This window comes from Mycolicibacterium gilvum, from assembly GCF_900454025.1.
Lineage (GTDB): Bacteria > Actinomycetota > Actinomycetes > Mycobacteriales > Mycobacteriaceae > Mycobacterium > Mycobacterium gilvum.
Genome location: NZ_UGQM01000001.1, coordinates 2576631 through 2602500, shown reverse-complemented (window position 1 = coordinate 2602500; position 25870 = coordinate 2576631). Strand labels below are relative to the sequence as shown.

Here is a 25870-nt window from a genome sequence, read left to right as displayed (position 1 = left end):
ATGGTCATGCATTCCTGCGAGCGCGTCGGCCTGGACTTCATCGACTCCGCCCCGTACCGCTTCGTCAGCACCGTCGACCTGGCCATCACCCCGGAGCAGCTGTTCGAGGTGCTCGCCGACGAGACGTCCTGGCCACACTGGGCCACCGTCATCACCGACGTCACGTGGACGACACCCGAGCCGCGGGGCGTCGGCACCACCCGCACCGTGCAGATGCGCGGCGGGATCACCGGCGACGAGGTATTCCTTGCGTGGGAACCGTTCAGCCGCATGGCCTTCCGCTTCAATGCGGCATCCACCCGCAGCATCTCGGCTTTCGCGGAGGACTACCGCGTGGTGCCGACGCAGAACGGGTGCCACCTGACCTGGATCATGGCGCTGCAACCCAACGGTGTGGCAGGCCGCGCCGGGCTGTTCCTCGGGCGACCGGTGATGGCCCGGATGTTCCAGAAGTTCCTGCACAACCTGCGCGACTACACCGACGAGCGCTTCGGCGGCTGATACACCTGCGCCCAGGCCTCCCGCCGATCCCTGTCGGGATCGGACGCCATCACGTCGCGGGTGGAGGTGATGAGTCGGGTCAGTCGCGCTCCGATCTCGTAGAGCGGCCAATGCCCCTCGTCGACCTCGGCGTTGTCGCGGGCGAAGTCCAGCCATGACCGCTGCATCCTGCGCCCGACACCCGGCTGGATACGCCGGCCCAGCGGGTGCAGCTTGCGTCCGACGAAGGACGCATAACTGTGGTGGATGTGGACGATCTCGCTGCCGTGGGTGGCGCCGAGGCCGAGCATGCGCAGACTCATGCCGAAGTGGTCGAACCGGTACATCCGGGTCGGCGCGTGCGCGCTGTAGGCGTCGGCGAACGCCCAGGTCGGTCCGCCGAACATCGCATCAGCGCCGATCGCGACCAGCGCGCTGCGCCGGGGATATCCCGGATAGGCCTGCAGCACCTGCCTTTTGGCGTGCGGCGCCGTCCTCTCGAAGAAGCCGTCGATCGACTCGCGGGTGGTCGGGAGCATCGGCGGCTTCGTCCAGGCGAACATCGACGCCTCATGGCTGTTGGTGCCGACGATCAGCGGGACGCTCGACATCCGTCCCTGCCGCGCCGCGTCCAGCGGATGCAGCGGGAGCAGATCGGTGCCGGTGGTCAGCCCGTAGGCCAGCGTCGGGGTGGTGGCCGCACTGGTGAGCTGCACCAGTCCGGCCGCGCGACGCAGCTGCCGCTGCGGCAGCGTCTTCACCTCGGCGGCGTCGACGCCGAGTCGGCGCAGGAATTCCTGGGCGTTCGCGGCGCGCAGGTGCCGGTCGGCGATCAGCGGCAGCGCCGGACTCTGTGCGATCGCCCGGCCGAACAACCCGGTTGCCGACGGGGCGGCCATCAGGGCCAGAACCGACGTCGCCCCCGCCGATTCGCCGAAGACGGTGACCCTGCCGGGGTCGCCACCGAACGCCGCGATGTTGTCCCGCACCCACCGCAGCGCCGCGATCTGATCGCGCAGAGCCAGGTTGTCGTCGAAACCCTCACCGAGGTCGCTCAGTTCGAATCCGCCGAAGACCCCGATGCGGTAGGTGACGTTGACGACCACGACGTCGCCGTTGGCGGCCAGGCGAGAACCGTTGTAGAGCTGGAACTGTCCCGCGCCGTAGACGAACGCCCCGCCGGGAATCCACACCATCACCGGCAGCGACCCGGTCGTGTCCGGGGACCACACGGTCAGCGTCAGGCACGCTTCGTCACGGGCCTTCGGGTCGTCGCGCCCGCCGCCGACGAACGATTTGGTCTGCGGGGGCAGCGGTCCGTGCTCGACGGCGTCACGCACACCCATCCAGGGCGCGAGCTCGGCCGGGGCCAGGAATCTGCGGAGGCCGACGGGCTGCTCGGCGTACGGCACCCCGCGCCACACCCCGACCCCGCCGTCGATGTCGCCGCGCAGGTCGCCCGACGGGGTGCTGACGAGGGTGGAATCTCCGTCGACGATCGCCACGCCGGAAATCGTAGTGTGCGAAGCTGGACCAGCCCCGGGACGTCAGTCGGCCGGGTCGACTCGACACACTCGGACGGAGGTGGCGCGATGACCTTCAACGAAGGCATGCGGATCGACACCAGTACCACCTCGACGAGCAGTGGCGGACGAGGCCCGGGCCGCGGCATCGCCGTCGGCGGCGGTCTCGGCGGCCTGCTCATCGTGGTGGTCGCGCTGTTCCTCGGCGTCGACCCCAGCTCCGTGGTCCCTCAGCAGACCGACACCCAGGGGGTCGAGGCGCCGGGTTTCGACCTGAGCCAGTGCCGGACCGGAGCTGACGCCAACGAGATCGTCCAGTGCCGCGTGGTCGCGACCGGAAACTCGCTCGACGGGGTGTGGGCGCAGCTGATGCCGGACTACACGCGCCCGCGCGTCGAGATCTTCACCAACGGCGTCCAGACCGAAGGGTGTGGCCCCGCGAGCAGCGAGGTCGGGCCGTTCTACTGCCCTGTCGACCAGACCGCGTACTTCGACACCGGCTTCTTCGACGTCCTCAAGACCCAGTTCGGTTCCAGTGGCGGCCCGTTCGCCGAGGAGTACGTCGTCGCCCACGAGTTCGGCCACCACGTGCAGAACCTGCAGGGCGTGCTGGGCAGGGCCCAGCAGGACCCGACCGGCCCGACGGGCGGTGGGGTGCGCACCGAGTTGCAGGCCGACTGCTACGCCGGGGTGTGGGCCCACTACGCGGCGATCACGAAGCAGGAGGGCACCGACGTGCCGTTCCTCGAGCCGTTGACCGACCAGCAGATCGCCGACGCGCTGTCGGCGGCGGCGGCGGTCGGTGACGACAGGATCCAGGAGACCGCGACGGGCAGGGTCAACCCCGAGTCGTGGACACACGGATCGTCGGAGCAGCGGCAGAAGTGGTTCACCACCGGCTACCAGACCGGGGACCCCGCCCGATGCGACACCTTTGCGACGAACAACCTTGGGTAGGGCCGCCACCGCCGTCGACGCCGTCGCCGAACGCTATCTGGAGACCTCGGCAGCGCTGGATCCCTGTGCGGCAACCGAATCGGGTATCGCCGGCCACGACGACCAGATCACCGACTACTCCCCCGACGGCGTGCGGGAGCGGGCCGAGGCAGCCCGCGCGGCGCTGCGTGAACTCGACGGCACCGCCCCGGTCGACGATGTCGACGTCGTGACGATCGCCGCGATGCGCGAGCGTCTGGGTGTTCTGGTGGACCTGCACGACGCCGGCCTCGACGTCGGCGAATTGAACGTGATCGCCTCGCCGCTGCAGACGATGCGCGACGTGTTCGACCTGATGGCCACCGACAGCGAGGACGACTGGACCGTCTACAGCGCCCGGTTGGCGCAGATCCCGCAGCGCGTCGCCGGCTACGCCGACTCCCTGCGGTCGGCCGCGGCCTCGGGTCGTGCACCCGCCGCCCGGCAGGTCCGCCGCGGGATCCAGCAGGCGGGTCAGATCGCCGAGCTGTTCGTCGAGATGGTCGCCGGGGCTCCCGCCGAGAACTCGACGCTGCAGGCCGAACTCCAGCAGCGGGCGCAGGACGCCGCGAACGCCTACGCGTCGCTGACGACGGTGCTGCGCGACGAGGTCGGGCCGCACGCGCGCGATACCGATGGATGCGGGCGCGACGCGTACGCCCTGCTGTCCCGCACGTTCCTCGGGGCGGCGGTCGACTTCGACGAAATCTACGAGTGGGGGCTGGATCTGCTCTCGCGCATCGTCGCCGAGCAGGACGACATCGCCGACAAGCTGTACCCGGGAGCGTCGGCGGCCGAGGCGCTGCGGCGACTCGACGGCGAGGAACGCTACCTCGTCCACGGCACCGACGCGCTGCAGGAGTGGATGCAGCAGCTGTCCGACCGGGTGGTGGATGCTTTGGCCGACAAGCACTTCGACATCGATCCTGCGCTGCGCAACCTGGAGTGCCGGATCGCGCCGACCCAGACCGGCGGCATCTACTACACCGGCCCGTCCGAAGACCTGACCCGGCCCGGCCGGATGTGGTGGTCCGTGCCGCCCGGTGTCCACACCTTCCACACCTGGCAGGAGATGACCACCGTCTTCCACGAAGGCGTGCCCGGGCATCACCTGCAGATCGGGCGCGCGGTGGTACTGGCCGACCAACTCAACCGCTGGCGCCGGCTGGGCTGCTGGGTGTCCGGCCACGGCGAGGGCTGGGCCCTGTACGCCGAACGGCTGATGGCCGAGCTGGGTTGGCTCGAAGACGCCGGCAACCGGATGGGAATGCTTGACGCGCAACGGTTCCGGGCCGCGCGCGTGGTCATCGACATCGGCGTGCACTGCGGGCTGACCGCACCCGACGGCGGCGTCTGGGATGCGGACCGGGCGTGGACTTTCCTGCAGACCCACAGCGCGATGGCCGAGGAGAACCTGCGGTTCGAGCTCGACCGTTACCTCGGCTGGCCGGGTCAGGCGCCGTCCTATGCGATCGGGCAGCGGATCTGGCAGCAGCTACGCGATCAGACGCTGGCCCGCGGAGTGTCGCTCAAGGACTTCCACAGCCGCGCGCTGGATCTCGGCGGTCTGCCGCTCGAAGTGCTGCAGTCGGCGCTGGCTGCGGGTTAGAGCCGCGACTGCTCTTTGATCGCGGTGTCGGTGGTGCGCAGCGGACGGATCAGCGCGTCCTGGGTGAACGACGCGATCAGCTCGCCCTCTTCGGTATGCACCGCGCCGCGCACATAGGACATGCCCGACCCGACCTGGGTGCTCTCGTGGGTGTAGAGCAGCCAACCGCCCCAGGTGACCGGTTCGTGGAAGCTGACCGACACCGTCATCGGCGCCGTCGAGACGGTCAGGTGCGCCTGGGCGGTCCCGATCCCCTCGTGTGCCCGCATGGTCGTCGAAATGCCAAGGTGGCCGGTGAAATACGCGATGAGCGCCTTCGCCAGGTCGTCGCGGTCCGGGATCGGGTCGTAGTGCAGCCACGCATACAGCTCCGGGGGACCGACCTCGTCGGGGCTGTTGACGTCGACGACGTCGACCAGCCGCAACTCACACCCGGCCATCGGCATCGGTGACAGATGCGCCTCGGCCGGTCCCGCCACCTCCGGCTTGGGCAGATGGTGGCGGATCACGTCACCGGTCGGCACGTCGGCCAGCACCGTCGTCGTGATGCATCGCTTGCCGTTCTGCTTGGCGGTCACCACAGCCGTTGCGGTGGAACGTCCTTCGCTGACCACGTCGATCTCCAGCTCCACCGGACCGGCGGCGACCATCACCGCGCGGGCGAAGACCGTGTATACCGAGCGGATCGACTTGTCCGGAAACCGTTTGGCTGCAGCCACGATCGACGCTGCGAGGATCTGGGTGCCCTCGACCACCTGGCGCTCGTCCTCGCCCGCAGGTCCGGTCTGCACGGTGAACATGTTGTCGCCCGTGGGTTCTGCGTCGAAGAGGTCGAGCAATCCCTGCACCGTCCACTGTGCCTCTGCCATCTGCGCAACCCCTCCACTCGGTGACCGTCGCTGGGAACAGTAACCGAGGTTCGCCGAAAGCGGTAACGTCATTACCATGTCCGCGAAGGCGCAGCCGGATCCGACCGTCCGACAGGACCCGGCTGTCCGACAAGACCGAGCGCAGTCCCGCGCCGGTCGCTTCATGCGCTCGGCTCTCGACATCCTCGGCGAGACCGGACGAACGGACTTCACCGTGCTCGAAGTCGTCGAGAGATCCAAGACCTCACTGCGCGCCTTTTATCAGCACTTCTCGACCAAGGACGAGTTGCTGCTCGCGCTCGTCGAGAAGATCATGGCCGAGGCGACCGAGCGCTGGCGCGCCGAGACCGAACAGCTGGCCGGCCCCGACGCACTGCGGGTGCTGATCGACCGCATCAGCGCGCCGGCGCAGTCGAGCACGCAGGACAGCATCAACCGGGGGCTCACCTACTACAACGACCACCTGCTGGAGACCAGGCCGAAAGAGTTCGCGACGGTGCTGGCGCCACTGCACCGGCTACTGGGTGACATTCTGCGCCGGGGTATCGCCGAGGGGTCGTTCCGCGCCGATCTGGACGTCGACACCGATGCGGCGATCCTCATGCAGACGGTGCTCGGGACGCTGCGACTGCGCGAGCTGGGCGCAGACCTGAACGGAATTCCGATCGAGGGCAGCCACGTGCACACGTTCTGTCTGCGTGGCCTCACACCGCCCTGAGCTGGGCGGCGGAAAGCACCCCGGTTGGATCTGGTGCCGTTACATTTCTGCGTGGTAATGTCGTTACCACCAATCGGTAATGTGATTACCGCTGAGTGCAAATACGTCATGTGAGGAGCCACATCATGCCGTCACGCAGCCTCGACTATCCGGTCTTCGACGCCGACAATCACTTCTACGAGCCCAAAGAAGCGCTGACGCAGTTCCTCCCGGATCACCGCAAGGGCGTCATCGACTACATCGATGTGCACGGGCGCACCAAGATCGTCGTGCGCAACCACATCAGCGACTACATCCCCAACCCGACCTTCGAGGTCGTCGCCCGCCCCGGTGCGCAGGAGGAATACTTCAAGCACGGCAGCGGCGGCAAGAGCTTCCGCGAGGTGATGGGCAAGCCGATGAAGGCGATTCCCGCCTTCCGCAATCCCGAAGCACGGCTGGAGGTCCTCGACGGCCTCGGGCTCGATTACACGATCATGTTCCCGACGCTGGCCAGTCTCGTCGAGGAACGCATGAAGGACGATCCGGATCTGATCCTCGACATCGTCCACGCCCTCAACCAATGGATGTACGAGACTTGGCAGTTCGACTACCAGGGCCGCATCCTGTCGACACCGGTGATCAACCTGTCCGTCGTCGACCGCGCCCTCGAGGAACTGCAGTGGTGCCTGGAGCGCGGCGCCAGAACGGTGCTGGTGCGCCCGGCGCCGGTACCCGGCTACCGCGGCAGCCGCTCACTGGGTCTGCCCGAGTTCGACCCGTTCTGGGATGCCTGCGTCCAGGCCGGAATCCCGGTCTGCATGCACGCCTCCGACAGCGGCTACGCCCAGTACCTCAACGACTGGGAACCGGCCGACGAGTTCCTGCCGTTCCGCCCCACCGCATTCCGGATGGTCGCGATGGGCAAACGCCCGATCGAGGACACGATGGCCGCACTCGTGTGCCACGGCGCCCTCACCCGCAATCCCGATCTGCGCATCCTGTCGATCGAAAACGGCGCGTCCTGGGTGCCCTACCTCTTCTACCAATTCGAAGACGTCTACAAGAAGATGCCCCAGGAGTTCCCCGAGAACCCGATCGACGCGTTCCGGCGCGGCGTGTACGTGGCGCCGTTCTGGGAGGACGACTTCGGCAAGATGGCCGATCTGCTCGGCATCGACCGGGTCATCTTCGGTTCGGACTGGCCGCATCCGGAAGGCCTCGCCGACCCGATCACGCTCGTCGACCAACTCGAGGAGAACGGCCTCGACGAGGACGGCATCCGGAAGGTGATGGGAGGCAACCTCGTCGACCTGTTCAAGGTGCCGAACAAGGTGGTCCACAAGCCCGACGCCCCCGCCCTCGTCATCGCCTGACATTCCTGTAACCGAAGAGGCTGAACACATTTCATGACATCCCCCAATCCGGAACAACTGCTGTTCGCCTCCACCACCACGACGTTCCTGGAGAAGCAGGCGTCCCTGACCCACGTGCGGGGGTTGCATGCGTCGGAAGTGTCGTTCCAGCCCGAATGGTGGCAACGCGCCGCCGAACTCGGGTGGGCCAGCCTCCTGGTGCCCGAGGAACTCGGGGGCGGCAGCGTGTCCGGTGACGGGGTCGCCGACCTCGCGATCGTCGCCGAACAGATCGGGCACACCGTCGCACCCGGACCTCTGCATCCGGTCAGCGCCGTCCTGGCCGCCCTCGTCGAGGCACCCAACGGGCACGAACAGACCATCGAGGCGCTGGTGTCCGGCGAGCTCGTCGCTTCGTGGGCGGTCTACGAGCCACGGCGTCCGTTCGCTCCGTCGCAGGCCGCCACCACAGCCACGCGCACAGACCGCGGCTACCGGATCGACGGCGTCAAGGACCGTGTCGAGGCCGGCGCCGAGAGCGGGGCTCTGGTCGTCGTGGCCGAACTCGACGGCGTCGTCCGCCAGTTCGTGGTCCCCACCGACGCGGACGGGGTCACCGTCACGCCACAGAGTTCGGTCGACCTGGTGAAGCGTTATGCGCGTGTGCAGTTCGACGCCGTCGAGGTCGACGAATCGGCCGTGGTCGGTACAGCGGACCAGACGCCGGCGATCATCGAGCGTCAGCGCCAGATCGTGCTCGTGCTGCAGTGCGCGGAGATCGTCGGCATCCTCGACGCAGTCCTGGCGATGACCAACCAGTGGCTCTTCGACCGGCACAGCTTCGGCAGGCCCCTGGCGTCCTATCAGGCGCTCAAGCACCGTGCGGCCGACATGAAGATGTGGTTCGAGGCCGCGCGTGGCACCACCGCGGGCGCGGTACGGGCGGTCGGTAACCGCTCCCCGGATGCCGAACTGCTCGTCAGTGTCGCGAAAGCCTATGTGGCCGAACGCGCGCCGGTGATGCTGCAGGACTGCGTGCAATTGCACGGCGGCATCGGGGTCACCTGGGAACACGATCTGCACCTCTATCTGCGGCGGGTCGCCCTCTACCGGGCCATGTTCGGATCGCCGGAGGACCATCACCGCGCGGTGTACGCGCGCAGCAGCGCGCAGGAGGCGACGGCATGACCGAGACGATGACCTCGACCGAATCGACCGGCACCGTCGAGACCTTCGAACAGTTCGCCGCCCGCGCCCGGACGTGGCTCGCCGAGAACATGCCGTCCATCGACCCGGACAATCCGCCGTTCTCGGTGCGGGCCGACCAGGAGTCGTGGGACCGCGCCAAGGAACTCCAGAAGCGGCTGTACGAAGGCGGTTTCGCGGGCATCTGCTTCCCCCGCGAGTACGGCGGGCTCGGCCTGGACTACGCCTACCAGCGGGCGTTCAACGCCGAATGCCGCAGCTACGAGATGCCGCTGATCCTCAACGTCCCGACCTTCACGATCTGCGCGGCGACCATCCTGGACATGGGCACCGAAGACCAGAAGCGCGACCGCATCTCAGCCGCTGTCCGTGGCGACGAGATCCTCTGCCAGCTGCTGTCGGAACCCAGCGGCGGGTCGGATCTGGCCGGGGTGATCACCCGCGCGGACAAGCAGGGCGACACGTGGATCATCAACGGCGCCAAGACCTGGAGCACCAGCGCCTTCGCCGCCGACTACGGGCTCCTGCTGGCCCGCACCGACTGGACCGTGCCCAAGCACGAGGGCCTGACCATGTTCCTGGTACCGCTGGACTCCCCCGGCATCACGATGCGCCGCATCAAGGAGGTCAACGGCAACGAGGAGTTCTGCGAGGAGTTCTTCGACGGCCTCGAACTCGGCGCCGACGCCGTGGTGGGCGAGGTGAACAAGGGCTGGGAGGTCGCCACCCGCCAGCTGCACCACGAGCGCCGCGCCGTCGGCGGCGGATCAGAGTTCGCCAGCGGCACCGCCGCCGAGAACGCCAGCGAGATGCCGCCCGACCACGTCGGTCTCGCCGAGGCCACCGGGCAGAGCGACAACCCCCTCGTGCAGGACCTCGCCGGACGTGCCCTGGTACGCCGCATCGTCAAGGAACAGCTCATCGACCACGTCTTCCGAAGCATCACCGACGGCTCGCTGCCGCCCAACGCCGGCACGCTGATCCGGCTGTTCCACGCCGAGACCACCGAGCTCGAGGTAGACACGGCGCTCGCGATCGCAGGGACCGCCGGCGTCATCGACGAAGGCTCCGATGACGCGCCGGAACTGTCCGGGCTGCTCGAGATCGGTGTGCGCTACCTCTCGCGCCAGACCGGGTCCCTCGGCGGCGGCAGCTCCGAGATGGCACGCAATGTCATCGGCGAGCGCATCCTCGGCTTCCCCCGAGAGCTGGCCGCCGACAAGGGCATTCCGTTCAACGAGGTCAAGCGCAACAAGAGCTGACCAGGCGGTCAGAACAGCGTCGGCTGCAGCTCGGGCGCCGCGTCCACCGGCCCGGCGCCGGGCAGGGGCGCGGCGAACCGCGGTGCGCGTGCCAGGCCGTGGCGCGCCAACAGCGGAGCCGCCCGGCATGCGAGGTCGGCGCGGTACTCAGCCGGAAGGTACGCCCCGCGCCGGTACAACCGGCGGTACTCGCCGACCAGATCGGGGTAGGCCTCGGCCAGCCAGTCCATGAACCAGCCGCGGGTGCTGCCGCGCAGATGCAGTCCGAACACCGTCGCGCTGGTGGCCCCGGCCCCGGCGATCCGGCCCAGCAGGTCGTCGAGATGATCGTCGGAATCCGTCAGCCCGGGCAGGACCGGCGCGACCATCACGTGACAGCGCAGCCCCGCCTCGCGGATCGCCGAGATCAGGCTCAGCCGCGCCTCGGGCGTCGGCGTACCCGGCTCGAGCCGGCCGTGCAGGTCCGGATCGCCGACCGCCAGCGAGACCGCGACACTGACGTCCACCCGGCGTGACGCGTCGGTGAGCAACGGCAGGTCGCGCCGCAGCAGTGTGCCCTTGGTCAGGATCGAGAACGGCGTCCCGAAATCGGTGAGGGCGCCGATGATCCCCGGCATCAGCGCATAGCGGCCTTCGGCCCGCTGGTACGGGTCGGTATTCGTGCCCAGCGCAACGGTTTCCCGCGACCAGGACGGCCGTCGCAGTTCACGGCGCAGCACCTCGGCGACGTTCGTCTTCACCACCACCTGGGTGTCGAAGTCACGCCCGGGGTCGAACTCCAGGTACTCGTGGGTCGGTCGGGCGAAGCAGTACCGGCAGGCGTGCGAGCAGCCGCGGTAGCCGTTGACGGTGAACCTGAAGGGCAGCATCGAGGCGGCCGGGATCTTGTTCAGCGCGGTCTTGCACAGGACCTCGTGGAAGGTGATTCCGTCGAACTGCGGGGTACGCACACTGCGGACCAATCCCAGACGCTGCAGGCCCGGCAACGCTCCGTCGTCGACGGCGACACCTTGACCGGCCCAGCGCATACCCTATGCGAACATACGTTCGATGCGGTGTCAAGCAACGCCGCCCGCCTCGTAGAATCGCATCTCAGCTCACATCCGTTAGGAGCACATGTCGACTCACCACCCGTCTCACTACGAGGCCGAACTGCAGTCCGAGCAGGCCTACGTGAACGACCTCTACTCCCGGCTGGACACCGAGCGAGCCCGGGTCAAGGCGCGCTACAGCGCGGCGCTGCGCGGCGACGTCGACACCCAGAACGGCGCGACGCTGCTGGCTCGCGACGCCGAGGTGCGCGCGACCGCCGCGCAGATGGACAGGCTCAACGTCGCCGACGCCGGGCTGTGCTTCGGCCGCCTCGACGGCGTCGACGGCGAGCACCTCTACATCGGCCGCATCGGCGTGCTCGACGACGCGCACGACCACGAACCCCTGCTGCTGGACTGGCGGGCACCGGCCGCGCGCGCCTTCTACACCGCCACCGGCGCCAATCCGGAGGGCATGCGCCGCCGCCGGCAGTTCCACAGCCTCGGCCGCCGGCTGCTCGATTTCACCGACGAGGTGTTCGGCAGACCCCGAGACGGCGATACCGGCGACCAGCCCGGCGATTCCAGCGACGTGGCACTGCTGGCCGCGGTCGACGCGCCGCGCGGCGAGGGAATGCGCGACATCGTCGCCACCATCCAGGCCGAGCAGGATGCGATCATCAGGCTTGACCATCCCGGCGTGTTGGTCATCGAGGGCGGGCCGGGGACCGGCAAGACCGTCGTCGCCCTGCACCGCGTGGCCTACCTGCTCTACACCCAGCGCAAACGCATGGAGAGCCACGGTGTGCTCGTGGTCGGACCCAACAGCGCGTTCCTGCGCCACATCGGCCGGGTGCTGCCGTCGTTGGGCGAGACCAACGTGGTGTTCACGACCACCGGCGACCTGTTCCCCGGCCTGCGCGCCACCGCCGAGGACGACCCGGCCGCCGCAACCGCCAAGGGGTCGCTGGCCATGCTCGACGTGCTCGCCGCCGCGGTCGCCGACCGCCAGCGCGTGCCGGAGGAGCCGTTGCCGATCGACCTGTCCGATGTGTCGATCAGCATCGGCCCCGACATCGCCCAGTGGGCGGTCCAGGAAGCGCGCGCGACCGAACAACCGCACAACGACGCCCGCGCCACGTTCGTCGACGTCCTCACCTGGGCACTGAGCGAACGCGCGATCGCGAAGATCGGCCGGGGCTGGCTGACCCGCGACGACCGCGCGGCGTGGGAACATCTGCGGGCCGACCTGCTCGACGAACTCGAGGACCACGCGGCGTTCAAGGCCGCACTCGATCTGCTCTGGCCGGTGCTGACACCGGGAACCGTTCTCGCCGAACTGTATTCGTCACACGAGCGTCTGCGTGCCGCCGGCGCGGACCCCGTGCTGTATCGCGAGGACGGCGCCGCCTGGACTCTGTCGGACATCCCGCTGCTCGACGAACTCGTCGACCTGCTGGGGCGCGACAAGTCCGGCGAGGAAGCAGCCGAGCGGGAGCGCCAGGAGGAGGCCGCCTACGCCGCCGGGGTCCTCGATCTGATGATCGGCCGCGAGGATCTGATGGACGACGAGGACCAGCTGATGGCCCAGGACGTCATCGCCGCCGAGGACCTCGCCGAGCGCTTCCTCGAACGCGACACCCGGGAACTCGCCGAACGTGCTGCGGCAGATCGTGACTGGACCTACGGGCACACCGTCGTCGACGAAGCGCAGGAACTGTCCGAGATGGACTGGCGGGTGCTGATGCGGCGTTGCCCGAGTCGATCGTTCACGATCGTGGGCGATCTCGCGCAGCGTCGCTCACCGGCCGGGACGACGTCCTGGGACGAGATGCTCAAGACCTATGTGCCCGACCGCTGGGTGTACCGCACACTGACGGTGAACTACCGCACCCCGGCCGAGATCATGAATGTCGCGGCGGCCGTGCTCGCCGAGTTCTCCCCCGACGTCGTCCCGCCCGAATCGGTGCGCTCGACCGGCGTGGCGCCGTGGGCACGCCAGCTCAGCGACGCCGAACTACCTTCTGCAATAGCGGATTTCGTCCGCGACGAAGACAACCGGGACGGCACACATGTCGTCATCGGACCCTCGGACATACCGGGCGCGGTACTGCCGACAGAGACCAAGGGACTGGAGTTCGACGCGGTGCTCGTCGTACATCCCGAACGGATCCTCGCCGAGGGGTCCCGCGGGGCGGCCGACCTCTACGTCGCCCTGACCCGCGCGACCCAGCGCCTCGGCGTGCTGCATCGCGACCCGCTACCGCCCGCTCTCGCGGGGCTCGGTCAGTGAATCACCACTGACCGAGCTGGCACCGCACGTTGTACGGATCGTTGTGCTCGGTGCGGATCTCACCGTCGACGGCGATGTCGCAGTGCGCGTTCGGAGCGGCCTGTCCCCCGCGGGTCGTGCTGCTGACCTGAAGGATCGCCCAGTTCGGATCGGCCATCGTGGTCTCGAACGTCCACGGCACACCCGGGGCCAGGTTGACCTTCTCACGCTTGGCGTACGCGTAGGCGTCGGCGTTGAAGGCCTGCATGCTCGGCGGCTGGGTCGTCAGATAGAACAGATCGAACTCGTAGGCGCCCGCAGAGGTGAGCGTGTACCGGACCTGATGGGCGTCCTGGGCGCTCGCCGCCGGCTGGCCGATCATCATCGACGTGGCCGCCGCCAACAGTGACGCGCCGACCGCCGTTCCTACCTTGGCTGTAGCTGTTCGCATGTTCGTCACATCGGCGGACGCTACCGGATCGTTACGCCCGTGCCGCTCCTCCCCCGCAGAGCGGGTTGACGGCAAACAAACTGTCGGTGACGACACAGGTTAACCTGCCCGTCACACACAGACATTTGGCAGAAACACAGGCGCTCTAACGTCCCGATTCGACACCGGGGCGGTGTCGAAACTTCGCCGTACAGAACTGTTCTGACGCGTGCCGAAGGAACCCAACACGGCGCCTCATCAGGGTATGTGTGCTGCCGTCTGCCAGAAAGGCCGTTCATGCAACAACCTCGACGCCATTCGTTCTCACGCTCGGCGCTGACTGCAGGAAGCGTCGTGGCCGTCGCCAGCCTGCTGCTGGCCGGCTGTGGCAGTAAAGCGAGCGAAACGGACTCAGCAAATGCCGAGTCCTGCGTTGACACCTCCGGCTCGTCGATCAAGGTCGGCGCGCTGAACTCGCTGTCGGGAACCATGGCGATCTCCGAGGTCACCGTGCGCAACGCCATCGATCTGGCAGTCGAGCAGATCAACGCCTCGGGTGGCGTCCTGGGCAAGCAGATCCAGCTGGTCAGCGAGGACGGAGCGTCCGAGCCCACGGTCTTCGCCGAGAAGGCGGAGAAGCTCATCAGCAGCGACTGCGTCGCCGCGGTCTTCGGAGGGTGGACCTCGTCGAGCCGCAAGGCCATGCTGCCGGTCTTCGAGAGCGCGAACTCGCTGCTCTACTACCCCGTGCAGTACGAGGGCCTGGAGTCCTCCCCCAACATCTTCTACACCGGCGCGACCACCAACCAGCAGATCGTGCCCGCCCTGGACTACCTCAAGGAGAAGGGCGTCACGTCGCTCTACCTGGTCGGCAGCGACTACGTCTTCCCGCAGACCGCGAACCGCATCATCAAGGCCTACGCCGAAGCCAACGGCATCGAGATCAAGGGCGAGGACTACACCCCGCTGGGCTCGACCGACTTCTCCACGATCATCAACAAGGTGCGCTCGGCCGACGCCGACGCGGTGTTCAACACCCTCAACGGCGACTCCAACGTCGCGTTCTTCCGCGAATACAAGAACGTCGGCCTGACGCCGCAGGACATGCCGGTCGTCTCGGTCTCGATCGCCGAGGAGGAGGTCGGCGGTATCGGCGTGCAGAACATCGACGGTCAGCTGACCGCATGGGACTACTACCAGACCATCGACACCCCGGTGAACAACGAGTTCGTCAAGGCCTACAAGGACAAGTTCGGCGCCGACAAGCCGACCTCCGATCCGATGGAGGCCGCCTACGTGTCGGTCTACCTGTGGAAGAACACCGTCGAGAAGGCCCAGTCCTTCGACGTCAAGGCGATCCAGGACAACGCCGACGGGGTGACGTTCGACGCCCCCGAAGGCCTGGTCACGATCGACGGCGACAACCACCACATCACCAAGACCGCCCGCATCGGCGAGATCCGTCCCGACGGGCTCATCTACACGGTGTGGGAATCCCCGGCGCCGATCGAGCCCGATCCCTTCCTGAAGTCCTACCCCTGGGCCGCCGGACTGTCCGGATAAGAGGGCGAGCGAAGCGACGGGAATCGCATAGGTATCACGTGGATGTCGTAATCGGGCAGCTGGCAACGGGATTGAGCCTCGGCTCAATCCTGTTGCTGGCCGCACTAGGGTTGTCTTTGACGTTCGGCCAAATGGGCGTCATCAACATGGCGCACGGCGAGTTCATCATGGCCGGCTGCTACACCGCCTACGTGGTGCAGCAGGTGGTGTCGAATGCCGGTGTGTCGCTGATCCTCTCGCTGGTCATCGGATTCCTCGTCGGTGGCGCGATGGGGGCGCTGCTGGAGGTCACGCTGATCCAGCGCATGTATCACCGTCCGCTGGACACACTGCTGGTGACGTTCGGCGTCGGCCTGATCCTGCAGCAGGTGGCCCGTGACATCTTCGGTGCGCCGGCGGTCAACGTCATCGCGCCCGTGTGGCTCTCCGGCGGCGTGGAGATCTTCGGCGCCGTGGTGCCCAAGACCCGCATCTTCATCCTCGTGCTGGCGATCGCATGCGTCGCCGTGCTGGCCGCTGTCCTCAAGGTCAGCCCGATGGGTCGACGCATCCGGGCCGTGGTGCAGAACCGCGACCTCGCGGAGACCAGCGGCATCTCGTCACGCAAGACCGACATCACGACGTTCTTCATCGGATCCGGTCTCGCCGCTGTCGCCGGTGTGGCGCTGACGCTGATCGGGTCGACCAGTCCGACGATCGGGCAGAGCTATCTGATCGACGCGTTCCTGGTGGTCGTCATCGGCGGCCTCGGCCAGATCAAGGGCACGGTGATCGCGGCGTTCGCGCTCGGCTTCCTCAACTCGTTCATCGAGTACAACACGACCGCATCACTGGCCAAGGTGATCGTGTTCGTCATCATCGTGATCGTTCTCCAGGTGCGGCCGCAGGGGCTGTTCACGGTCCGGACAAGGAGTCTCGTATGAGGGCCCTCTTAGGGCGGTGGCAGACCTGGGCCGGCTTCGGGGTCGCGGCGCTGGTGTTGTTCGTGCTGGCACCGGCGATCCTGTCGGATTTCCGGCTCAGCCTGCTCGGCAAGTTCCTGTGCTTCGCGATCGTGGCCGTCGGCATCGGCCTGGCCTGGGGGCGGGGCGGCATGCTGGTGCTGGGCCAGGGGGTGTTCTTCGGCCTCGGCGGCTACATGATGGCCATGCACCTCAAGATCGCCGATGCGCAGTTGCGGGGCGACGACGTGCCGGACTTCATGCAGATCCAGGGTGTTCGCGAATTGCCGTCGTACTGGACGCCGTTCGCCTCGCCGGCGGTGACGCTGATCGCCATCGTCGTCATTCCCACCGGTATCGCGGTCGCGCTCGGTCTCGGAGTCTTCAAGCGCAAGGTCAAGGGAGCGTACTTCGCGATCCTGTCCCAGGCGCTGGCCGCCGCGCTGGCCATCCTGCTCGTCGGTCAGACCAGTCTCGGAGGGTCCAACGGGCTCAACAGGTTCCGCACCTTCTTCGGCTTCACCCTCAACGATCCGGCGAACCGCAGGATGCTGTATTTCATCGCCGCGGCGGTGTTGCTGCTCGTGGTCGCGGTGGTGCGCCAGCTGATGCAGAGTCGCTACGGCGAGCTGCTGGTGGCGGTGCGCGACGGTGAGGAGCGGGTCCGCTTCCTCGGATACGACCCCGCCAACATCAAGGTGGTGGCCTACGCGGTCGCGGCGCTGTTCGCGAGCATCGCCGGGGCGCTGTTCGCGCCGATCGTCGGTTTCATCGCCCCGTCGCAGGTCGGCATCCTCCCGTCGATCGCGTTCCTGATCGGTGTCGCCATCGGCGGGCGTGCCACGCTGCTGGGGCCGGTCCTCGGCGCCATCGGAGTGGCATGGGCCCAGACACTGTTCTCCGAACGCTTTCCGTCGGCGTGGACCTACGGCCAGGGTCTGCTGTTCATCCTCGTCGTCGGGTTCCTGCCCGCGGGGCTGGCCGGACTCGGGGTGTTCCTCAAGCGCAGGCGCAAAGCCGAGGCCGACACGGAGCCCGACAAGGCCCCCGACACGGACCCCGACGCAGAAAAGGTGGGTGCGAGCTCATGAGTGACGTTGAGGCGAGCATCGCGGCGAAGGAGCCCGCCGAGGGCGGCAACGCGGGCATGGGCGCGCAGTACCTCGAAGTGCGGGGTCTCACAGTCGATTTCGACGGATTCAAGGCCGTCAGCGACGTCGACCTGACCCTGTTCCAGGGCGATCTGCGCTTCCTGATCGGACCCAACGGCGCGGGCAAGACGACCGTGATCGACGCAATCACCGGGCTGGTGTCGGCGTCGGGATCGGTGAACAAGTCCGGGGTCGAACTGCTCGGCAAGAAGGTCAACCAGATCGCGCGCCTCGGCGTCGGGCGCACGTTTCAGACCGCGAGCGTGTTCGAACAGCTGACGGTGCTGCAGAACCTCGACATCGCCGCGGGCGCAGGCAGATCGGTGTGGACGCTGCTCCGGCGGCGCAACGGTGTGCTGCCCGCCATCGAGCAGGCGTTGCACACCACCGGGCTGACCCATCTGGCCGACAAACCCGCCGGAGTCCTCGCCCACGGTCAGAAGCAGTGGCTGGAGATCGGCATGCTGCTGGTGCAGAACGCCGACGTGCTGCTGCTCGACGAACCCGTGGCGGGCATGAGCGCCGAAGAACGGGAAGAGACCGGAAACCTGTTGCGCCGCATCGGCGCCGAACGCACCGTGGTCGTCGTGGAGCACGACATGGATTTCATGCGGGCCTTCGCCACGTCGGTCACCGTGCTCGCCCGCGGCCACGTGATCGCCGAAGGCTCGGTCGCCGAGGTGCAGGCCAACCCCCGCGTCCAGGAGGTCTACCTCGGGACCGCCGCGGCCGGCGCCGACGGCATCGAACTGGTCGAGGAGAACTCCTGATGCTGCAACTGATCGACGTCCGTACCAGCTACGGACGCAGCGAGGTCATTCACGGGGTCAGCATCGAAGTCCCCACCGACGGTGTCGCTGCGGTGATGGGACACAACGGCGCCGGCAAGACGACACTGCTGCGCGCGGCGGTCGGCCTGCTGAAATGCACTGCGGGGAAGGTGCTTTTCGGAGGCGAGGACATCACGAGGCTGCGGCCCAGCGCGCGGGTGCACCGCGGCCTGGCGTACGTCCCGCAGGGCCAGCAGTCCTTCGGACAACTCACCACCGCCGAGAACCTGCAGGTGGTCGCCGACGGCCGAAAGAACGGCAAGGCACTGATCGACGAACAACTCGATCTGTTCCCGGCGTTGAAGGAGCTGTTGACCCGCCGCGCCGGTCTGCTCTCGGGCGGCCAGCGCCAACAGCTCGCGATCGCACGGGCGTTGATCACCACGCCGAAGTGCCTGATCCTCGACGAGCCGACCGAGGGTATTCAGCCGTCGGTCGTGCATGAGATCGAAGAGGCCATCACCGCGCTGACCAGTCGCGGCGACCTCGGCGTGCTCCTCGTGGAGCAGCACATCGGCTTCGCGCTCGAATCGGCGCAGCGCTACTACATCCTCGAGGCCGGTCGCGTAACCTCCAGCGGCACAGGCGGTTCGGCGTCGGAAGCCGACGTGCGCGCCGCGATGGCGATCTAGCGTTTCCCCGCGAGCGCGCGGGTCTGCACACCGACACTCCGTGTCGGGGTGTGCAAGACCGCGCGCTCGCTGCGGGGTTCGGCGCAGTTCGGCGCGCCTGCACTAGTTCCCGGTGGTCCTGGTGGTGTTGTTCCAGTTAACCCACGCCCGCGCGAAGTAGCTGGAGTCGACGACGCCGTTGGTGACCCGGTAGTAGCCGTCATAGACGGTGTATCTCTGGACACCCGTTTGCTGGGTGCCAAGGCCGCCGCTGTTTCCAGTCCAGCTCATCGTGTGCTGGTTTCCCGCGTTGATAGTGACCGACCCTCTCTCGAGGGTGTACCAGGGATCACCTTGGCCGTTGTTCGAGGTGTTCAAGCTGCCGCTGAGATCGTCGCCGTCCGGGTCGGTCGTCGTGATGGTGATGGTGCAGGTCCCGAACCCACACGCGAGGCCCCCGAGGCCCAGCGTGGGATTGGCGTTGATCGCGTAGATCGGCACCTTCACCGTCTGCGTGGCGGTGCCCCCGAACCCATCGGAGACCGTCATGGTGAACGCATCCTCCCAGGCAGCGAGGGCGACACCGTTGAAGGTGCTGCCCGCGGCCCCGATCCGGGCGACCGCGTGGCGCTGCGCCACTGTGAGGTTGCTCGTGTAGGTGAACGTACCGTCGGCGGCCACGGTGACGGTGCCGCCGCGCGAGCTGGTCACACTTGTCGGCCAGATCGGCGCGTCGCCGTCGGCATCGAAGTACGTGAACTTGCCCGTGCTGGTCTGAGTGGTGCCGACGAGCGTGCCGACCGTTGGGGCCGTGGTCAGCGTCAACGTCGGAGCATTGGTGACCGTCGTCGGCTTCACGTTCAGGCGCAGCGTCACCGAACGGCCGTCGGCGTCGGTGCCGATCACGGTGATCACATCGTCGTTGTCCAACACACGGCCCACACTGGAGGTGTAGGTGAACGCGCCGGTGACCGGGTTGAACGAGGTCACCGTGCCCTTCGTCGTGCCGCCGACGAGGGTGTAGCTGGTGAACGCTCCCGGCTTGTTGGTCGAAGCCGGCACCGTCCCGGTGACCACGTAGGGCGTCGAGGTGTTGACGTTGCCCGGGGTGATGCTGGTGGTGTTCGGCACGGTGACCGTGACGATCGTGTTGCCGTGGTGGGCGTCGTTGACCCGCACCTGGAAGCTCTGCGTGGCGCCGGCAGTCGCACTCGACACGTAGGTGAAATCACCGTTCTCGTTGACGGTGACGATGCCGCCGTTGCCGGCGCCGTTCTTGGTGTAGGCGGAGTTACCGTTCAGACCGTTGACCGATGATTCGACCAGGTAGTACCTAATTGGGTCGCCGTCGGAGTCTGTCGCGTTGAGCTTGCCCTTCACCACGCCCAACGCGTCCGTGCTCTGGCCCGTGACACCGGTGTACACCGGCACGGCGTTCGTGCCGTCGATGATCTCGATGCCCATCCGGAGGCTGTAGGGGACGCCGTCGGCGGAGTACGCGTCCACGGTGACCCAGTCGAACCTCTCCTCCGGGTCCTCTGCAGTGCTGCGGTGGCGGAACGCCGCGCCTTGAGCCTGGGGGTCCCACAACGCCGGCGGAGTGTAGGTGAAGCCGCCTCCGACGGTGTTGATGGTCACCAGCGCATTGCCCTCAGTGGTGTACGTCCTGCCGAGCGTGCCGTCGGCACGGAATTCGATCGAGCCGCCGTCGGGATCGACTGCGTGGAACGTTCCGGCCGCGTACATGCCCAAAGCGTTGGTGTAGTGCCAACTGTCGTACGTCGTCCATGTGGTGAACGTCGTCAGCGTGGCCATCTCCTGGAAGCGCTTGTAGATGGCGACGAGCGCTACGTAGGTGGTGATCGTGTACGGATTAACCTGAGCCTCGGTCCAGGTGGGCAGCGTGACATTCCAGGCTCTGGTCGGATCGTCGAACGCACCACCGTCACCGCCGATCAAAATAGCCCCGGCCTGAGCGGCGGCGACCTTGGTCATGATCGTGTTGAAGTCATTGAGATCCGACGCCGTGACGGTCGCCCCGGTGGTCGTCTTGATGATGTTGATCTCCCACTGAACCGGATCGTAGATCCCGTTCAGCATGTCCCTCAGAAGAGTCGCTGCGCCGACCACGGCAGCACCCGTGATCTTGTAGTTCGAGATAACGTCGAGAGTGCCCGCCCCGTCGGCGATTTTGTAAGGCGGCATGATCTTGTTCAGGAAGCTGCCCCAGGCGTTCAGGCTGTCGGTGTAGGAGTACCCGGGTATTGCCGTCAGTACGAAGAGCCCCAGAACCCTGCCCAGGTCGGGAAGCCACACAGCCGGACTGCCCGCGAACGCATTGGCGATAAGGATGTCGAGCTGATTGTCGGCGTTGTCCAGGGTCTGGTCGGTCACACGGTTCGTGATGTCGACGAAGTTCTGACCCGCCGGTCCGGGCCAGCCCGCCAACCGGTTCACGGCGCGCTGCAGCACCCACAGGAAGTGCGCCTGCGTTCCCACTGGAGGGGGTGGCGTCGCTGTCGCCATCGCTGTCATCTGCGCCGACATTTGGGCCGACATCTGGGCTGACGCACCGACGGCGTCCGATCCGCCGGCGTACAGCTTCGCCGCCGTGGGTGCGCCGACGACCGGGACCATGCCGACCAGGTCGCGGCCGAGATCACGGAATTCGTCAGCGATGTCAGCGCTGTCGCCGCGCAGCACAGCGCTGATCAGCGCTCCCAGATTGCCCACGAAGCTGGCCCCGTACAGGCCCGTCCCGACGAAGGGAACCCATCCGATCGACGTGCCGAGCTCGGCGAGCGTCTTCTCGTTGGCGAGCTCAATCAACTCTCTGGTGGCGTTTCTCGTCTCTTGATCCTTGCGCCCGAGGAAGAGGCCCTGCAGCACTTTGTCCCACGACATCGGCGGTGCGGTGCCGCCACCGTCGGTCGTGGCCCCTCCGAACACCTTCACCAACTCTTTGACGAAATTGAGCAGGTACGCCGCTTCGGTTTCGGCCTCAGTCTCCGGTGTGGCGGCTTCGTCGTCAGGTGCCGCGGTCGACGGGCCGCCCGTCGACCCGCCGGGCGAACTCGGCGCGGGCGTGGTGCCCGGGTCAGCGTTGTTGCCGCCCGTGGCGGGAGGCGCCGTTTCCGGTTGAGGCGCGTCGGTCCCGTCCGCGGGTGTCGACGGCGGGCTTGCCTCGGCAGGGGGCGTGGTCTCGGTGACGACCGGTTTCTGGTGCGTGCGCGAACCGTCGGATTCGTCGACGGTCACCTCGGACGTGTCCTCGTCGGGCTCCTCGACGGTGTCGGGCTGCGGATCCTGATCTTGTTCGTCTACCTCGACGTCCGGGCTCTCCGCGCCGGTGTCGGTGTCGGTGTCGTCCGTGGTCTCGTCGTCGGTGCCGACGCCATCGTTGTCGCTGTCGGGGGACGAAGGCGATTCGCTCTGCTCCGACGCGCTCGGGCGATCGGCGACGGCGGCCTGTTTACCCCTGGCCGTCGCGCTGCTCTCGCCCGACCCCGACGAGTCGTCGGTATCCGCGGTCGCCACGCCCTGACCGCTGATGATCGCTGCGGCCAGACCGAAGCCGACGGCACCGACCCTCAACCAGTGGGCATGGTTGCTGGGCTTGCGGTGACGGCCGGGGGTCCGACGCGACTTTCGGGGACTGGCGGCGGCCAACGCAGCTCCTTTGCTCCGTCACACCCTGCGCCCGTCGACTCCGTGCCGAGCCCCAGACATTCAGCGAGACCGTCTGGGGGCTCTACCCGCGTGTCGAACAGCCGGAGGTGTCTCTGTGACATGACACCGGACACGCGTCACGCCGCCCCTTCGGAGCTGCGCGTAACGTGCACCAGCTAAATTTACACGGACGATAATACACACACCAGCAACCGCGTGGCTAGCTCCGAGCAATCAGATCAGCAATCGAGCAGCACAGCTGAGGCTGCTACGACCAGTCAACGAGCTACCTCGGAGGGCTGCAGAATTTGCACTCTCTCGCAAACTCCTCGCGAACGCCAGCGAATACCGCAGCCGCTGCGCATCGAGGACACGTGCGCACGAGGTTAACATATGCGTCAATTAAACCCTGGTTGATCCTGGCAGATCCGGTCCCGCCGCGCGCACCTCCGTGCCGGCAACGTGCGGGCAGCAGCTGATCACAGATTTTGGACGCTGACGCCACACCCCAGGCGCGACCTGAGCTCACGGATGAACTCTCGACCCCTGGCGCCGTTCTTGACGAACCCGAAGTGCGCACTGGGTAGCTTCGGTCGCATGAGCCGTGACCGCGGGGAAGATCGGGACAAGCCCTGGCCGCTGGAAGCCGTCCGGCGCCGACGCACCGTGTTCGTCGATGCCTGGCGAAGCCGGTTGTGGCCCGTCCCCGCTCTCGGGGTCGTCTTTGCGATCGTCGCCGGCGTCGCCCTCCCAGAACTCGATGCCGCCCTCGATAAGCGGATGCCTGAGACATTGTCGGCGTACCTGTTCGGTGGCGGGGCCGACGCGGCGCGTGAAGTCCTCGGGGCAATCGCGACGTCGCTGATCACGGTGACGTCGCTGACCTTCTCCCTGACCGTGGTCACTCTGCAGCTGGCCAGCACTCAGTACACACCGCGACTGCTGCGCACATTCGCGGCGGACCCATTCGTCCAGCGCACCTTGGCACTGTTCCTCGCGACGTTCGTCTATGCGTTGACGGTGTTGCGTACCGTCCGCAACGACGCCGACGCGGGGGCGGAGTTCGTCCCCCAACTCTCGGTGACGGTCGCCTACCTCCTGGCCATGGTGAGCGTGTTGGCGTTGGTCCTGTTCCTCGGGCATTTGGTACGCCAGATCCGGATAGAAACCATGCTCGACCATGTTTCGTCCGACATCGAGACCACGGCGCGCCGCATGCTGAAACGGCTCGACGACACACCGGACCATGACTACACACCCTTCCCGCCCACCGACGCGTCTGTGGTCACCGCCCGATCGTCGGGTTTCCTCGTCGAGGTCGACGAGCAGGCGCTGTTTGCGGCGGCGGTCGAGGCGGACGTGGTGGTCTGGATCGACCGCCCGGTTGGGTCGGACATCGTGTCGGGGGTGCCGGCGGCGTTGTGCTGGTCAACCGGGCCGCCCGGCGATCCCCTTTCCGGCGAGCGCCTGTCGCGACTGCGCGAGCAGGTTCGCGGCGCGCTGAGCACCGGTCTGGAGCGCACCGCAGCACAGGACATCGGTTACGGGCTCCGTCAGCTCACCGATGTGGTGGTCCGCGCCCTAAGCCCCGGCATCAACGATCCCACCACCGCCGTACACGGATTGAACTCGTGCAGCGCAACACTGTGCGAACTCGCCAGGTACCGGTTGGGGCGCCGGACGCTGCGGGACGACGACGGAGTGGTGCGGGTGGTGCTGGCCCGGCCGGACCTGCCCGACCTGCTCGACATGGTCTGCGATCAGCCGCAACTCTATGGCGCGAGCGATCCGACCGTGCTGGCCCGATTGGTGTCGATGCTGCGGGAACTGGCTTGGGTGGTGGTCGTCCCGGCCCACCGGGAGGCCCTCAGCGACCGGCTGCGACGCATGGAACGCGTTGTCGCTGAGCAGGATTTCGACAGCACCGACCGCGACCGGCTGGATCGTCTGATCAACCACGTACGCGAGGCACTGGACAGACGCTGGCCGGCCACCTGAGAGCGATCGATTTCGCGGTCAACCGGTATCAGCCGGTCCGTCCATCCTTTCGCCGAGTTCCGCACCCGTCCAGCGCCGACCAATCGCCGACCTTGGCGACGGTGATGACGCTGAGTGAGCCGCCGGACGCCAGGATGACTGCGGCGATCTTGCTGACATCACCATGACCGGACAACCGGATCGCCTGCCGGGCGACGTACGCCGCGAAGCCGACCGACGTTACCCTGACCAGGTCGCACCAGAATCAAACGATCTGGGGTGCAACCACTTTCAGGATCGAAGTTCAGAACTGGCCGGCACTGGCCGGCAATGGGCGCGAAGATGCACTACACCGCGACCACCTCGACGAACATGCGTTGACGCAGCCGGGCCAACGTGCTGTCCAGCAGCCGGGAGACCTGCACCTGCGAAACATTCAGACGTAGGGCGATTTCTCGTTGGGTCAGGCAGTCGTAGAAGCGCATTCCCAAGATTGCGCGGCGGCGAGGATCCAGTTCGGCGATGACTCCGCTCAACACGATGAGATCCTCTACGGAGTCGAAGCCCGGATCGTCGGCACCGCGGAGTTCCCCGATGCCGGCGCACTCCTGCTCAGCGTCCCCTCGGGGCGCGTCGAGTGACACCGGTCGATATGCCCAGTGCGCCGAACGACATCGCGAGACTTCACCGTCGTCGACCCCCAGTTCCCGCGCGATTTCTCGATCCGTCGGTGCTCGCTTCAACCGTTGTGAGAGTTCTTCTGCGGCGTGCCGCATTCGCAGTTGCGTGTCCTGGATTTTTCGGGGCACCCTCATCGACCAGGTGCTGTCGCGGAAATGTCGTCGTACCTCACCGCGGATCGTCGGCACCGCGAACGCCATGAAGCGGCCTTTGTCCGGCACATAGCGATCAACGCTCTTGACCAGTCCGATGCGCGCGACCTGAATCAGGTCATCAGATGGCTCGCCCCGGCCGGCAAATCGACACGCGATGTGATCGGCGAGCGGCAGGCATTCGGTGATGATGTGTTGCCTGCGTCGCCGACGCTCAGCCCGGTCGCCGCACGCTGCCATCGACGACAACTGTTTCTCGACGTCCATCCAGTCCAGATCGCGTGCGGCCCCGGTTCCTGCGCCGGTCAACTCTGTGTTGCCGATGCGTTCTACCACGGTCATGGCGGCCTCCCTCTGAATCGCAGAAGCGATGGGCGGCTTCTGCGGACAATCTGCAGATCGCCTACCCGGGTAGGGCACCGGACAATTCCCAGCGGGAAATCGTTGCGAAATCGCAACCAGGGCGGAGTGTTTGGCCGTCGAGAGACGGCAAAGACTCAGTGGAATCGCACGCCTTCCACAGCGCGCTCTTAACTCTGTGACCTACGTACATCCGCCGGGCAAGCGCGAGGTATCAGAACCGCTC

At 67.0% G+C, this 25870-nt stretch carries 20 protein-coding genes; 14 read left to right on the top strand and 6 right to left on the bottom strand.

Annotated features, from left to right (window positions below; genetic code table 11):
• Positions 1-501, top strand: a complete 501-nt coding sequence (locus tag DYE23_RS12430) for an SRPBCC family protein (RefSeq protein WP_172527763.1) — start codon at positions 1-3, stop codon at positions 499-501.
• On the opposite strand, the gene DYE23_RS12425 is transcribed toward DYE23_RS12430, so the two are convergent.
• Positions 474-1985, bottom strand: coding sequence for a carboxylesterase/lipase family protein (locus DYE23_RS12425; RefSeq protein ID WP_011894639.1), 1512 nt, complete (start codon positions 1983-1985; stop codon positions 474-476). The genes DYE23_RS12430 and DYE23_RS12425 overlap by 28 nt on opposite strands.
• An 87-nt stretch (positions 1986-2072) precedes the next feature.
• On the opposite strand from DYE23_RS12425, the gene ypfJ reads away from it, so the two are divergent.
• Positions 2073-2960 carry a KPN_02809 family neutral zinc metallopeptidase gene (gene ypfJ / locus DYE23_RS12420; RefSeq protein WP_013471890.1) on the top strand — a complete coding sequence of 296 codons (888 nt, stop codon included), beginning with the start codon at positions 2073-2075 and terminating at the stop codon, positions 2958-2960.
• Positions 2953-4587, top strand: coding sequence for a DUF885 domain-containing protein (locus tag DYE23_RS12415; protein WP_099961390.1), 1635 nt, complete (start codon positions 2953-2955; stop codon positions 4585-4587). The genes ypfJ and DYE23_RS12415 overlap by 8 nt, the downstream gene beginning before the upstream one ends.
• Here the strand turns inward: DYE23_RS12415 and DYE23_RS12410 are convergent.
• On the bottom strand, positions 4584-5456 hold the full coding sequence (locus DYE23_RS12410) for an acyl-CoA thioesterase (RefSeq protein ID WP_115327315.1): 873 nt from the start codon (positions 5454-5456) through the stop codon (positions 4584-4586). The two genes, DYE23_RS12415 and DYE23_RS12410, sit on opposite strands and share 4 nt — an antisense overlap.
• Before the next feature lie 76 nt (positions 5457-5532).
• Between DYE23_RS12410 and DYE23_RS12405 the strand changes: the two genes are divergently transcribed.
• The 4 genes from DYE23_RS12405 to DYE23_RS12390 all read left to right on the top strand — a co-directional run bounded on the left by DYE23_RS12405 (position 5533) and on the right by DYE23_RS12390 (position 9976).
• Positions 5533-6174, top strand: a complete 642-nt coding sequence (locus DYE23_RS12405) for a TetR/AcrR family transcriptional regulator (protein WP_011894643.1) — start codon at positions 5533-5535, stop codon at positions 6172-6174.
• 125 nt (positions 6175-6299) lie between these two features.
• A complete protein-coding gene (locus DYE23_RS12400; protein WP_011894644.1) occupies positions 6300-7529 on the top strand; it encodes an amidohydrolase family protein in 1230 nt (409 codons plus the stop codon).
• 33 nt (positions 7530-7562) lie between these two features.
• On the top strand, positions 7563-8696 hold the full coding sequence (locus tag DYE23_RS12395; protein ID WP_011894645.1) for an acyl-CoA dehydrogenase family protein: 1134 nt from the start codon (positions 7563-7565) through the stop codon (positions 8694-8696).
• On the top strand, positions 8693-9976 hold the full coding sequence (locus DYE23_RS12390) for an acyl-CoA dehydrogenase family protein (RefSeq protein ID WP_115327314.1): 1284 nt from the start codon (positions 8693-8695) through the stop codon (positions 9974-9976). Before DYE23_RS12395 ends, DYE23_RS12390 begins: the two co-directional genes overlap by 4 nt.
• 8 nt (positions 9977-9984) lie before the next feature.
• On the opposite strand, the gene DYE23_RS12385 is transcribed toward DYE23_RS12390, so the two are convergent.
• Positions 9985-11004, bottom strand: coding sequence for an Rv2578c family radical SAM protein (locus DYE23_RS12385; RefSeq protein WP_011894647.1), 1020 nt, complete (start codon positions 11002-11004; stop codon positions 9985-9987).
• A gap of 88 nt (positions 11005-11092) precedes the next feature.
• On the opposite strand from DYE23_RS12385, the gene helR reads away from it, so the two are divergent.
• On the top strand, positions 11093-13300 hold the full coding sequence (gene helR, locus DYE23_RS12380) for an RNA polymerase recycling motor ATPase HelR (protein ID WP_115327313.1): 2208 nt from the start codon (positions 11093-11095) through the stop codon (positions 13298-13300).
• Between the two features lies 1 nt (position 13301).
• Here helR and DYE23_RS12375 read toward each other — a convergent pair whose 3' ends face one another.
• Positions 13302-13730 (bottom strand): Rv2576c family protein, encoded by a 429-nt coding sequence (locus DYE23_RS12375; RefSeq protein ID WP_011894649.1) that lies wholly within the window; start codon positions 13728-13730, stop codon positions 13302-13304.
• Positions 13731-14006: 276 nt separating this feature from the next.
• On the opposite strand from DYE23_RS12375, the gene urtA reads away from it, so the two are divergent.
• The 5 genes from urtA to urtE are packed head-to-tail and all read left to right on the top strand — an operon-like array spanning position 14007 to position 18826.
• Entirely contained in the window at positions 14007-15272 is a 1266-nt protein-coding gene (gene urtA / locus DYE23_RS12370) for an urea ABC transporter substrate-binding protein (protein WP_041787942.1), read from the top strand.
• Positions 15273-15310: 38 nt separating this feature from the next.
• Positions 15311-16195 carry an urea ABC transporter permease subunit UrtB gene (gene urtB / locus DYE23_RS12365; protein ID WP_011894651.1) on the top strand — a complete coding sequence of 295 codons (885 nt, stop codon included), beginning with the start codon at positions 15311-15313 and terminating at the stop codon, positions 16193-16195.
• Positions 16192-17304, top strand: a complete 1113-nt coding sequence (gene urtC / locus DYE23_RS12360; RefSeq protein ID WP_013471897.1) for an urea ABC transporter permease subunit UrtC — start codon at positions 16192-16194, stop codon at positions 17302-17304. The genes urtB and urtC overlap by 4 nt, the downstream gene beginning before the upstream one ends.
• Positions 17301-18134 carry an urea ABC transporter ATP-binding protein UrtD gene (gene urtD, locus DYE23_RS12355; RefSeq protein ID WP_115327312.1) on the top strand — a complete coding sequence of 278 codons (834 nt, stop codon included), beginning with the start codon at positions 17301-17303 and terminating at the stop codon, positions 18132-18134. The genes urtC and urtD overlap by 4 nt, the downstream gene beginning before the upstream one ends.
• On the top strand, positions 18134-18826 hold the full coding sequence (urtE, locus tag DYE23_RS12350; RefSeq protein ID WP_115327311.1) for an urea ABC transporter ATP-binding subunit UrtE: 693 nt from the start codon (positions 18134-18136) through the stop codon (positions 18824-18826). The genes urtD and urtE overlap by 1 nt, the downstream gene beginning before the upstream one ends.
• Positions 18827-18928: 102 nt before the next feature.
• Here urtE and DYE23_RS12345 read toward each other — a convergent pair whose 3' ends face one another.
• The gene (locus tag DYE23_RS12345; RefSeq protein WP_115327310.1) at positions 18929-22474 is read right to left on the bottom strand and encodes an Ig-like domain-containing protein; all 3546 of its coding nucleotides are present in this window, start codon (positions 22472-22474) and stop codon (positions 18929-18931) included.
• Between the two features lie 597 nt (positions 22475-23071).
• Between DYE23_RS12345 and DYE23_RS12340 the strand changes: the two genes are divergently transcribed.
• Positions 23072-24472, top strand: coding sequence for a DUF2254 domain-containing protein (locus DYE23_RS12340; protein ID WP_115327309.1), 1401 nt, complete (start codon positions 23072-23074; stop codon positions 24470-24472).
• Between the two features lie 326 nt (positions 24473-24798).
• Here DYE23_RS12340 and DYE23_RS12335 read toward each other — a convergent pair whose 3' ends face one another.
• A complete protein-coding gene (locus DYE23_RS12335; RefSeq protein ID WP_172527762.1) occupies positions 24799-25704 on the bottom strand; it encodes a SigB/SigF/SigG family RNA polymerase sigma factor in 906 nt (301 codons plus the stop codon).
• Positions 25705-25870 lie beyond the last annotated feature (166 nt).